This is a genomic window from Geminocystis sp. M7585_C2015_104 (genome assembly GCA_015295805.1).
Classification (GTDB): Bacteria; Cyanobacteriota; Cyanobacteriia; order Cyanobacteriales; family Cyanobacteriaceae; genus DVEF01.
Window position 1 is genome coordinate 1 of the sequence record DVEF01000097.1, and the last position, 11658, is coordinate 11658.

The 11658-nt window shown below is 48.1% G+C and carries 12 protein-coding genes; 8 read left to right on the forward strand and 4 right to left on the reverse strand.

Annotation, left to right across the window (positions count from 1 at the left end):
• A partial coding sequence (locus IGQ44_11910; protein ID HIK38680.1) for a tRNA-(ms[2]io[6]A)-hydroxylase occupies positions 1-346 on the forward strand: 346 nt, incomplete at its 5' end.
• Here IGQ44_11910 and cphA read toward each other — a convergent pair.
• Together cphA and IGQ44_11920 are read right to left on the reverse strand one after the other, a co-directional pair.
• Positions 343-2964, reverse strand: coding sequence for a cyanophycin synthetase (gene cphA / locus IGQ44_11915; protein ID HIK38681.1), 2622 nt, complete (start codon positions 2962-2964; stop codon positions 343-345). The two genes, IGQ44_11910 and cphA, sit on opposite strands and share 4 nt — an antisense overlap.
• Before the next feature lie 80 nt (positions 2965-3044).
• Positions 3045-3863, reverse strand: coding sequence for a cyanophycinase (locus tag IGQ44_11920; GenBank protein HIK38682.1), 819 nt, complete (start codon positions 3861-3863; stop codon positions 3045-3047).
• 227 nt (positions 3864-4090) lie between these two features.
• On the opposite strand from IGQ44_11920, the gene trmD reads away from it, so the two are divergent.
• The 3 genes from trmD to IGQ44_11935 are packed head-to-tail and all read left to right on the forward strand — an operon-like array spanning position 4091 to position 6490.
• Positions 4091-4801 (forward strand): tRNA (guanosine(37)-N1)-methyltransferase TrmD, encoded by a 711-nt coding sequence (gene trmD, locus IGQ44_11925; protein HIK38683.1) that lies wholly within the window; start codon positions 4091-4093, stop codon positions 4799-4801.
• Between the two features lie 28 nt (positions 4802-4829).
• Positions 4830-5699 carry a 4-hydroxybenzoate solanesyltransferase gene (locus IGQ44_11930; GenBank protein HIK38684.1) on the forward strand — a complete coding sequence of 290 codons (870 nt, stop codon included), beginning with the start codon at positions 4830-4832 and terminating at the stop codon, positions 5697-5699.
• A gap of 32 nt (positions 5700-5731) precedes the next feature.
• A complete protein-coding gene (locus IGQ44_11935; GenBank protein HIK38685.1) occupies positions 5732-6490 on the forward strand; it encodes a pantothenate kinase in 759 nt (252 codons plus the stop codon).
• Here IGQ44_11935 and IGQ44_11940 read toward each other — a convergent pair.
• Positions 6487-7665, reverse strand: coding sequence for a CO2 hydration protein (locus tag IGQ44_11940; protein ID HIK38686.1), 1179 nt, complete (start codon positions 7663-7665; stop codon positions 6487-6489). The genes IGQ44_11935 and IGQ44_11940 overlap by 4 nt on opposite strands.
• Positions 7666-7795: 130 nt before the next feature.
• On the opposite strand from IGQ44_11940, the gene IGQ44_11945 reads away from it, so the two are divergent.
• Both IGQ44_11945 and IGQ44_11950 read left to right on the forward strand, forming a co-directional pair.
• On the forward strand, positions 7796-8488 hold the full coding sequence (locus IGQ44_11945; protein HIK38687.1) for a Crp/Fnr family transcriptional regulator: 693 nt from the start codon (positions 7796-7798) through the stop codon (positions 8486-8488).
• Positions 8489-8569: 81 nt separating this feature from the next.
• Entirely contained in the window at positions 8570-9361 is a 792-nt protein-coding gene (locus IGQ44_11950; GenBank protein HIK38688.1) for a carbon dioxide-concentrating mechanism protein, read from the forward strand.
• A 12-nt stretch (positions 9362-9373) separates the two neighbouring features.
• Here IGQ44_11950 and argF read toward each other — a convergent pair whose 3' ends face one another.
• On the reverse strand, positions 9374-10294 hold the full coding sequence (argF, locus tag IGQ44_11955) for an ornithine carbamoyltransferase (GenBank protein ID HIK38689.1): 921 nt from the start codon (positions 10292-10294) through the stop codon (positions 9374-9376).
• A 197-nt stretch (positions 10295-10491) separates the two neighbouring features.
• On the opposite strand from argF, the gene IGQ44_11960 reads away from it, so the two are divergent.
• Positions 10492-10965 carry a GatB/YqeY domain-containing protein gene (locus tag IGQ44_11960; GenBank protein HIK38690.1) on the forward strand — a complete coding sequence of 158 codons (474 nt, stop codon included), beginning with the start codon at positions 10492-10494 and terminating at the stop codon, positions 10963-10965.
• A gap of 157 nt (positions 10966-11122) precedes the next feature.
• Positions 11123-11658 (forward strand): fused N-dimethylarginine dimethylaminohydrolase/saccharopine dehydrogenase domain-containing protein (locus IGQ44_11965; protein ID HIK38691.1); only part of this gene is annotated, 536 nt, incomplete at its 3' end.

Here is an 11658-nt window from a genome sequence, read left to right on the forward strand (position 1 = left end):
AATAGCCTTAGCACCATTAAAACCCGCCCCCTATGGCGCCACCTTGAAGCAGGCCGTCCGCAAAGAGGAACCGGAAAGGATGTTGGACTCCCTCCTGGTGGCCGCGTTAATTGAAGCCAGATCCCATGAAAGACTGGGGCTCTTGGCTCAACACTGTCCTGATGGGGAATTGGCTAGATTTTATAGGGGGTTGATGGTGTCGGAGGCGAGACACTATGGCGCTTATTGGTTGTTGGCAAGGCGGTACTTCCCACCAGAAGTAGTGTCAGCAAGATTGGAGGAATTAGCCCAGTTAGAAAGCGATATTCTCTCACAACTGTATCCTGAACCGCGTATCCATAGCTAGTTGGTTTTTTGGTATTTTTCCACGATTTTAATAGCCCTGCTGACACTTTCTGGGAAGATCACCACCAAGCCTCCTTCTTTTACCTTGTTAATGCCAGTCTCAATGGCCTCAGCCTCGTCCAAGACGACAATATAGTCCTGGTTGGGATTTTCTGAGAGGATGCCATCGACGATTATGTCTGCTACCTCTCCCCTCTCTCTCCCACGGGTGTCGTCATCTTCCTTGACGATGATGTAATCAAAGATGCGAGCGGAAATCACCCCCAACTGTCTCAAGTCCTCATCTCTTCTGTCTCCTGGCCCACCTATGACCCCTACTCGGTCCGCCTTCCAGTTTTTAACAAAGTTTCCCACTGCCTCATAGGCTGCGGGGTTGTGTCCGTAGTCGATAAGTACGCTACAGTGTTTCAGCTCAAACAAGTTCATGCGTCCTGGTGTTTGTTCGGCACTTGGCCTGAAGGTTCTCACCCCTTGACGAATCAACTCTATATCAACCCCTTTGACAAAGGCGGCTAAACAGGAGGCCAAGACGTTAGCAATCATGAAGGGGGCCATGCCCTTGAGGGTGAGGGGGATATTTTCCACTTTTTCAATTCTCAAAGTCCATTGTCCCTCACAAATGGACACATAGCCGTTTTCATACACTGCCGCTATGCCATTGCGACGCAGATGTTCTCGGATGATGGGATTGTCCGGGTTCAGGGAAAAATAGGCCACCTTGCCCCTGACATTTTTGGCCATTTGTGATACCAGGGGGTCATCGGCATTGAGGACGGCATAACCGTCACCGGCAACGGCCTCAGCTACCACTGCCTTGACCTTGGCCATTTGTTCAATGGTGTCGATGTCTCCTTGTCCCAGGTGGTCTGCTGCTACGTTCAATACTACACCTACATCACAACGATCAAAGGCCAGGCCGGAGCGGAGGATGCCCCCACGGGCGCACTCCAAAACGGCAACTTCCACTGTTGGGTCTCGCAGGATCACGCTGGCGCTGACCGGGCCTGTATTATCCCCTTTTTCCACCAGGTGTTCGCCGATATAAATCCCATCAGTGGTAGTATAACCAACTACCTTGCCGGTTTGACGATAGATGTGGGCAGTGAGGCGGGTGGTGGTGGTTTTGCCATTGGTACCGGTGATGGCGATAATGGGGATTCTACTGGGAGTGCCTGGGGGGAATAGCATGTCTAATACGGGGGCTGCCACATTGCGGGGTAGTCCTTGGCTGGGGGCCACATGCATTCTAAACCCCGGCGCCGCATTCACCTCTATTACCACGCCCCCCACTTCCTTGAGGGGTTTGCTAATATCGGGGGTGACCACATCTATGCCAGCTATGTCTAACCCAATCAACTTAGCTATCCTTTCTGCCATCCAAACGTTTTCTGGGTGAATTTCATCAGTGCGGTCAATGGCAATACCCCCTGTGCTGAGATTAGCCGTGGCTCGCAGATAGGCTATTTCCCCTTCCCTAAGACGTGTTTGGAGATTATAGCCCTGTCTTGCCAACACCTTTAATACGGTGTCATCCACGGTGATTTTGGTCAGAACATTATCGTGTCCTTCGCCGCGATTGGGGTCTTGATTAGTTTTCTCAATTAGCTCTTCAATGGTGGAATGGCCATCTCCTACCACATGGGCGGGCACTCTTTCCGCCACTGCCACTAATTTGCCATTCACCACCAGTAGCCGGTGATCTCTACCTTTGTAGTACTTTTCTACTAAAACACTTCGACTTTTAGAGGCGGCACTAGCAAGGTCGTAGGCGGCTTCTGCTTCCTCTGGGGTCTGGACGTCCACAGTAATGCCGCGGCCATGATTGCCATCTAGAGGTTTAATCACCACCGGATAGCCCCCAACGTCCTCAATAGCCTCTTCTAGTTCGTCCAAATAGTGAATTACTATTCCCTTGGGCACAGGGATTCCTGCTTCTGCCAGAATAGTTTTTGTCCCCTCTTTGTCACAAGCTAGTTCTACGGCAAGGATATTGGAGTAACTACTGAGGGTGGCCTGGATTCTCTTCTGATAAACCCCATAGCCCAACTGCACCAATGCTCTGGCACTCAGTAGCATCCAGGGTATATCCCGAGCTTCCGCCTCTTTGACTATGGCTTCGGTGGAGGGGCCCAAGGCCGCATTTGCCTTTAAATCCTTTAGGTCTGCCAGGTCCTGGGCCAACTCCTCTGGCGGATAGAACCCCTTTTCTACAAGTGAGTTGCAGAGGCGAACGGCGGCGCGGCCGGCATACCTACCGGCTTCCTCATATACATACTCGAACACCACATTGTACACTCCGGGGGTGGAGGTTTCCCTGGTACGGCCGAAACCTACGGGCATCCCTGCCAGTTCTTGTAACTCCAACGCCACATGTTCCACCACATGACCCATATAGGTGCCCTCTTTGACCCTTTCCAGGAACCCCCCACGGTATTTTTTGGAGCATTGGTGTTCTACTAGACTGGGTAGAGTTTTCACCAGGGCCTCATAAAAGCCGGGAATCTGATTGGTGGGGGTGTTAGCCAAATCTTCCAAGTCTAGGCGTAACTGAATTAGTTTATGTCTTCTGATACTCCAGTAGTTGGGTCCTCTGAGGGTCAGTGTTCTGAGGATTCTCATCTGCTTTCTGTCCTTGCTGCTCCCTATGATATTACAGTGTCTCTCGAATGTGTTCCTGTTAACTGTTCAGTTTGAACATTTTAGAGATAGTCTTGAGCGGGCACGGGGGTATGGGTTTTTAGATTGTAGCGATCCCCATGGGCCAAAATGTGAAGACGAAGATTGTGGAGAGCCAGGGGAGCTTCTGCCGGCACTTTACCCTGATTTGTATGACTCATGGCCTTGGCATCCACAATGGTCACTGTGCCCTTCCCCAAAACCTCTAGGTACTCGCCGTGGAACAGGGCGCAGGTGTCCTCATCTATCCCCACCCCTAGTCTTTCCGGATGGCTGGAAATGGCTGCCAGGAGTCTAGCCATGCGATTGCGATTGTGAAAGTGCTGATCCACGATGATCTCTGGGATTATACCCAGCCCCATGGCCATATCTACCAGGGCTCGATTGGGAGACTCGCCACTACCACCGCCGGCTATCATATGGTGTCCCATTACTGCTGCCCCTGCACTGGTGCCTGCCAGGGTAATTTCCCCTAATTTCACCCTTTGGCGTATTCTTTCCATCAGGGGTGTGTCTGCCAATAAACCGCAGAGACGTAATTGATCTCCCCCCGTCATAAATATGCCTGTACACCTTTCCACATACCCCTGATATTCTGGATCTTCCCCCTGAAAACGATCCCGCACATCTAGAATCATTACATCTTTTACCCCCATGTCGCTAAAAATACTGGCGTAGCGCTCCCCTATAATAGTAGGTTCCCTGGAGGCGGAGGGAATAATGCCGATGATGGCCTCTTCTCCCCCTGCACAACGCCAGAAGGTTGTGAGAATTTCCTTGCCATGGACTTTATCCTCTGCACCCCCGATTACTAAAATGGAGTCTCGATAGTATTGCCTCATTTTTCTGTCTTACACCCCTTATTTGTTTCCTTGTCGTGAGCTAACAAGTTTGTGAGCGTACCATTATACGCCCTTTGTTGTCTGCACGTTTCATTGTTGACTTTCACCACCACCGTGAGCCACAATTAAAACTGGAAAGAACTTAGGGGTTTATTATAGGCGCTGTAATCACCCCTAAACTGTCAATTTTTTAACCGTCCTTAAGTAGTGAGAAGTGTTGTTGGGCAGTGCGAATCGACATAATTACTCTTTTCCCAGACTTTTTCACCTCTCCCCTCAGCTATGGAGTAATGGGCAGGGCTATTAAGAAGAACATTGCCATTGTCAATTTGGTCAACCCCCGCGATTTTACCACAGACAAACACCGTCAGGTGGACGATGAGCCCTATGGGGGAGGTGCGGGGATGGTATTAAAACCCGAGCCTATTTTCGCGGCAGTGGAGTCTCTGCCCGTCATCCAGCCAAGGGAGGTCATTTTGATGAGCCCCCAGGGTCAAACCCTCAATCAACCCCTTTTAAAAGAACTGGCATACAATTATAAACAACTAGTGATCATCTGTGGCCATTATGAGGGGGTAGACGAAAGGGTACAACATATAGTGACAAGGGAAATCTCTCTGGGGGATTTTGTGCTAACCTGTGGGGAAATCCCCGCCCTAGCTTTGATTAACGGTGTCATCCGACTTCTCCCCGGCGCTGTGGGAAAGGCTGAGTCCATAAGGTCAGATAGCTTTGAAGATGGATTGTTAGACTACCCCCACTATACCCGTCCAGCGGTTTTCAGGGGATGGGAGGTGCCCGCCGTCTTATTGTCAGGGAATCATCAGAAGATTGCCCAGTGGCGTCGGGAGAAGCAGTTGGAAATAACGAGGAAGAAACGACCAGACTTATTGGCCAAGTGGGAACAATCTCAACAGTGCAATAATAATAACAAATAACCCAAGAGCTGTTGTGGCGGCAATTGTCATGTCTCAGACCATTAACCCTTCCCTCTATAACCTAATTAAATTGTTGCGCTGGGACAAGCCGGCAGGAAGACTGATTTTGATGATCCCCGCCCTGTGGGCACTGTTTTTGGCGGCAGCGGGAAAACCCCCCCTTCCCTTGTTGCTGGTAGTCATCTTAGGGAGTATAGCCACTAGTGCCGCGGGTTGTGTTATCAATGACCTGTGGGATCGTAACATTGATGACAAGGTGGAAAGGACTAAAAATCGACCCCTTGCCTCCCGCGCTTTATCAGTAAAGGTGGCTCTTGTCGTCTTTTTTATCTTTCTGGCCATAGCCGCCATTTTGGCCTCCTATCTAAACCCCCTCAGCTTCTGGTTGTGTGTGGCGGCAGTGCCCGTTATTATTTGCTATCCCTTGGCCAAAAGGTTTTTCCCCGTACCCCAGCTGGTATTATCACTGGCTTGGGGCTTTGCCGTGTTGATCAGCTGGACTGCTGTTAAACCCGAAATATCTTTGGATACTTGGCTACTCTGGGCAGCTACAGTCACCTGGACAATGGGATTCGATACCGTATATGCCATGAGTGACAAAGAAGACGACCTAAGACTGGGCATCAATTCCAGTGCCATTTTCTTTGGAGATTGGGCCGCCGAGGCAGTCGGTCTATTCTTCGCTCTCACTGCAGGTTTATTGGCCTATATTGGACTTTTAAGGGGGTTTAACCCATTCTTTGGGGTCAGCTGGTTTGTGGCCGTGATTTTTTGGGTGGGACAATATGTCCGTCTCCGCACAGAGGAGGGTGACAAGAGTAAATATGGGCGTATTTTTAGCGAGAATGTATGGCTCGGTTTCATCCTCCTTTTGGGGATGATTTTAGGGCAAATATAGCAGTTACCGGCAAAGAAAACTGGCAGGCAAACATGAAAGACTGGTTGGGTTTAATGATTGGCAATTCCCGTCTCCACTGGGGTTTGTTTCGCGACAATCGTCTGGCCAAAACCTGGAATACTTTTCAGGCAGAATCCTTGGCGGAATTGAATACAGTAGTGGAGGATGAGGAGTTAAAAGAGTGTCTGCGGGCGCAAATCCCTCTTTACTTCGCCTCGGTAGTGCCTTCTGCTACCAAGATGTATTTATCTTTACCACAGGCGAGAATCATTGACTGTAGCCTTATCCCCCTCAAAAATACCTATCCTAGTTTGGGCTGCGATCGCATTTTGACCCTGTGGGGAGGGGGTTGTAAGTATGGTTTCCCCTGTTTAGTGATCGACAGTGGTACAGCCCTAACCTTCTCCGGCGCCGATGCCCAAAGACGCTTCCGGGGAGGGGCCATTTTGCCGGGGGTAAAGCTACAACTCCAGGCATTGTTTTTCCACACCGCCTCTCTCCCCGAAGTGGAAATCATGGCCGACTTAACCCCCCGTTGGGCCACCAATACCCCTTGTGCCATTCAAAGTGGTGTCATTTATACCATTACCGCGGGCATTAGGGACTTTGCCGAGGACTGGTTAAAGCAGTACCCCTGTAGTAAGGTAATTTTCACTGGTGGCGATGCCCTTCTTTTGTCTCACTATTTTCGCCGTATTTATCCCGACTTCCAAGCTGACATTGTTGTGGATCCAAATCTAATCTTTTTGGGTATGTGGGAGTATGTGTCTCTTTTAGATTCCCCCTTTTAACCTCCCTTCCCCGAGAAGCGAGTGCGAATTAGGGTCCCTATATTACTTTGATTTACATCTAAAATACGAGAGGTGAGAAAACGATTCATCCACTGCTCCAAATATCTACGATTGGCAATCTTTTCTTCTAGCTTATCAGTGTCTAGGGGATAGGGAGCCAGTCCTTTTATGGCAGCAGTGGTGACACAATACATGGACTTTTGGAAACTAATACAGATTTTCACCAACAAGTCTTTCTCTTTACGAGGGGTTTGACGATAGTATTCCCGCAAATAATCCGGGAGATAATGACCCATATCTTGCATTAACAGGGTAGGGGGAATCCCCGCACTCCCTATGGGCAGGGGATCAGCATAAAGGGCACCATAGTTGAATGACGCCTGATCTACGGGAATTTGATTGGCTTGGGCATTGTAGGAAACTGTGCCCGGAAAGGGTGCGCCTCGGAAAAATACCGCCTCCACATATGGCACCGCCACATCCATCAAAAAGGTCAAACCGGCGCTTTTGGGCAGTAAGTTATACCGTTCCCCCTTAATCACCACCCCATAGGTGATGGGCTTTTTGGCTGCCACCACTAGACCGTTTAAAATATGCTGTACTACATCAGGTATAGTTTTAATCTCCCCCCTATCATATCTATCTGACAGGGTGAGAAATATTCCAGCCATCACCTCCCAAAATTGCCCCAAGGCGGAGTAATAAACCAACATTTTTACCTGTTCGGGAAAAAACTGGGGAAAGAGTTTATGCAATCCAACTAACCCCGGATTATCGCCAATTTTAGCCCTTATAGCCTCCTCACAGAGTTGTTTGAACTCCCCGGTTTCCAGGTATTCTTCCAGTTTGCCTCCCCCATGCCATAACATCAAACGCATGCAATATTCCGCATACTCGTAATTGATGCGCTTATGCCACCAGTGACGTAATAATTTTTTCCAGGAAAACTCCCCATTAAAGTACTTGAAAAAGGGAAATAGTACTAAAAATTGATGTTCAGCAATATAAGTGAGATTGCGCCAATAAGCGTCTAAAACTATGCCATAGGCCTTTAAAATTCCTACCACCTCCATCACATTTTCCGGGGAATCTTGTAAAAGGGCTCCCCCCCTTTCCAAACGGTGGATATATTCGGCTAAAGGATGCTTGGATGGTGGAAGAGTTGTTGCTACCATATGTCCGTTTCTAGTTTTTTTTGTCTGTCTATTGTAGCTAGTTTTTGTGTTTCCCACTTGGGGAAGATAAACTTGAAATTGGTAGTAAAATCGAGTAAAATTCAGTAACCCTTTCTTCCTTTAGCATGTCATGGAGACACAAGAGTTTAGTGAAACTTTTCCCCTGTTCCACAATCTGGAAACAGAAACCCTTGAATGGCTTTTATCCATGACAGAAACGGAAAGTTATGACCCTCAGGAAATATTATTTTCAGAGGAAAGTTGGGGTAGGGGTGTAGACTTTATCGTTTCCGGATGGGTCAAATTGGAAAATGTCCGTGGAGAGGAGAGAAATACAATAGAAATTATAGGGCCAGGGGGTTTTGTGGGGGAAGCGGCCATCCTAGGCAATGTCGCCAGTGGCAGTCGAGTGGTAGCCATCTCCCCTGTGGAATCCCTGACAATTCCCGCCCAACGCTTCTTACAAATCCTCCATCAGGATATCCAAATTCAACATCGTCTCTTGAAACTAATGGTGGAAAAGGTGGGGGAGTATCAAAGATATTGTCAATTCTATCGTCAGCCACCCAAAGTAAGACTAGCTACGGTTTTGATTTCCCTGGCGGATAAATACGGTGAAACTGGCCAAAGGGGCATCGAGCTTTTTAATTTCCCCCGTCAGGATTTAGCTTCCCTAGCCCAATTGAGTTTGGATGAATGTTTGCAGGTGATGGCCAAGTTTGAAAACAAGGGAATAATAGCTACAGATGAGGATTCCGAGCGCCTGCTACTTTGTAACATCAAACAACTTCACCATATCGTCGGCAAACTAGGTGGCGACTAAGCTGTCTTGTCATTTCCTCCTTTCTCGGTGTATAATCGCCTCAGGAGTGTCCGTAAGATTGAACACACTCTCCCCACATAAATGAGAGAAAGGCACATAAGTCCTGATAGCGCCCTGGGTTTGGTATCCACCTACAGCTTCCCTGCCTTGGTGGGCACCGCCGACACTATGCTCAAGTCTGCTGGTGTTACACTTGTAGGCTATGAGAAAATAGGAGGAGGATATTGTACAGCGATTGTAAGGGGGAATATAGCGGATGTGAGGTTGGCGGTGGAAGAAGGGGCAAAAATGGCAGAGGAAATAGGTCAACTACATTCCAAGCTGGTGATACCGAGGCCCATGCCCAATTTGGAGGCGGTGTTGCCCATCGGCAGTCGTTTATTGGAAATAGCCCAGCAGAAAAAGGGTTTTAGTCGTCTGAGCAACAGCCCCATGGGCTTGTTGGAAACCCGGGGTTTTCCCGCCATGGTGGGTGCCGCCGATGCCATGTTAAAGGCAGCAGATGTTCAATTGGCCGCCTATGAAACCATTGGAGCTGGACTTTGTACTGCCATTATCAGGGGTACCATAGCTAACGTGGCGGTGGCCATTGAGGCAGGAATGGAGGTGGCAGAAAAGATAGGGGAGTTACATGCTGTAATGGTAATCCCCCGTCTGTTGGAAGACTTAGAGGCTGTACTGCCTATCGCCAATTACTGGTTAGAGAAAGAAGAAAAAGAACAACCCCTACCACCTCTATCCAGTCAGCAACGTCGTCGTCAACCCAGACGAAAATTGGTTGCCTTGCCGGAATTGGAAAGGGTGCCCTTTACTTATGAAACCAGGCAGACTATCAAGCAAAAGGCCACCCTCGAAACCGATAACCCCGAATAATCCCCTGCCCGCCTACACCAACCCCAAAAGACAGGCTATCAGGGCCTTCTGGGCGTGCATCCGGTTTTCCGCCTCATCCCAAACCCTTGACTGTCTCCCTTCCAACACCTCCTCAGTAATCTCCTTACCCCTGTATGCCGGCAGGCAGTGTAACACTATGGCTTCCCTATCTGCCAAACCTACTAGCCTTTCATTCAGCTGATAGGGTTGAAAGGAAGGGATTTTCTTTGCCGCTTCCCCCTCCTGCCCCATGCTTACCCAAACGTCAGTGTACAACACCTGAGCCTTGTCCACGGCTGTTTCCGGGGAGTTGGTGAGCAAAATCTGGTCAGGGTTGGCAGCTAGTTTCCTAGCCCTTTCTACAATTTCCGCTTTTGGTTCGTATCCGGGAGGTGTCGCTATCCTCACCTTCATCCCCATTATGGCACCCCCCAACAACAGAGAATGAGCTACATTGTTACCATCCCCCAAAAAGGCTATGGTTATCCCCTCTAGTCCCCCAAAATTCTCCTCTATCGTCTGGAAGTCTGCTAGAATCTGACAGGGGTGTTCCAGGTCTGTTAGGGCGTTGATTATGGGTATATCACTATACTCGGCAAAAGTCTGTAAATCCTCCTGGGCAAACGTGCGTATGGCCACAATGTCTAAATAACGACTCAACACCCTTGCAGTATCCTTTATCGGCTCACCCCTCCCAATCTGAGTAGTACTGGGTTCTAAGTATATCACGTTGCCCCCCAATTGATACATGGCAACAGTAAAAGAAACACGGGTGCGAGTGGAGGCTTTGTAAAACAGTAGGCCCAACGTCTTGTCACACTTGTACTGTTTTTTCCCTTTTTTTAGCTCCGCTGCTAGGTCTAAAATTGTCCTTATTTCCTCTTTGTTTAAATCCGCTATACTCAGCAAGTCTCTCCCTTCCAGCTTCACCATCTTTCTTTCTCTTCTTTATCCTTCTTGTCCTAAAATAATTCTCCTATCTTATCCCAACTGCAGCCTCTTGGTTACATCTTCCTGCCCCCCCTTTGCCAATTGCAACCAGTCTCGAGAGCTTTTTTTTATTTTATAAAATTTATATTTTTTGTTATAATAGTGTGCAAAACGTAGCCAAAAACAAGGAGTCAAAATACATGGAAAATCAACAAGCAAGTCTGAAAGAAAGAATAGGCGAGGATATAAAAGCCGCAATGAAAGCTAAGGATCAGGTGCGTCTAGAAACAGTAAGAAGCATCAAAAAACTTCTGTTGGAAAAAGAAGTAGAATTGAGAGCAAAAGGGAAAGATAGCCTATCCTATGAAGATGAAATAGCAGTTTTATCCCAGTTGGCTAAACAAAGAAAAGAGGCAATAGAACAATATACAAAGGCGGGCAGGGAAGATTTGGCAGAAAAAGAAAGGGCAGAATTGGCAATAATAGAAAGCTACCTACCTCCCCAACTGTCCGATGAAGAATTGGAAGCAAAAATAGACCAAATAATAGCTCAAACAGGGGCAAAAACTGTCAAAGATTTGGGGAAAGTAATGGGGGTGGCCATGAAAGAACTAAAAGGAAAAGCAGACGGCAAAAAAGTTCAAGAATTGGTGAAATCCAAACTCGGCCAATGAGCCGGAAGAGGAATTGTCATGATTTCCAGACAATTGGCAGTGGGGAATTAAAACAAAATCCCCGGCAAGATAGAATGGAATATTGGCAAAAATCAGGGAAAGCTAATGGCAACCCGAAACCACTGGATTGCCTCCCCTTTAACTAAGATAAATCGATATGACTGACAAAATCCGGATTTTGATGTGCCCTCCCGACTACTACGATGTAGACTATGTAATCAATCCCTGGATGGAGGGCAATGTACACAGGTCAAGTCGGGAAAGAGCCGCAGAACAATGGGAAAAGTTATATAATATTATCACACAGTATGCTACAGTAGAACTGATTAAACCACAACCAGGACTCCCTGACATGGTATTCACCGCCAATGCGGGTTTGGTTTTGGGAGACAAGGTGGTATTGAGTCGTTTTTATCACCCGGAAAGACAACCAGAAGAGCCCTTTTTTAAACAGTGGTTTGAGGCTAACGGCTTCACTATATATCAACTACCTAAGGATTTGCCCTTTGAAGGGGCCGGTGATGCCCTCCTTGACAGAGAAGGACGTTGGTTGTGGGCTGGCTACGGCTTCCGCTCAGAATTGGACTCCCACCCCTACATAGCTAAATGGTTAGACATTGAAGTTTTATCCCTCCGTCTCATTGACAGTCGCTTCTACCATCTGGATACCTGTTTCTGCCCCCTCACCGGCGG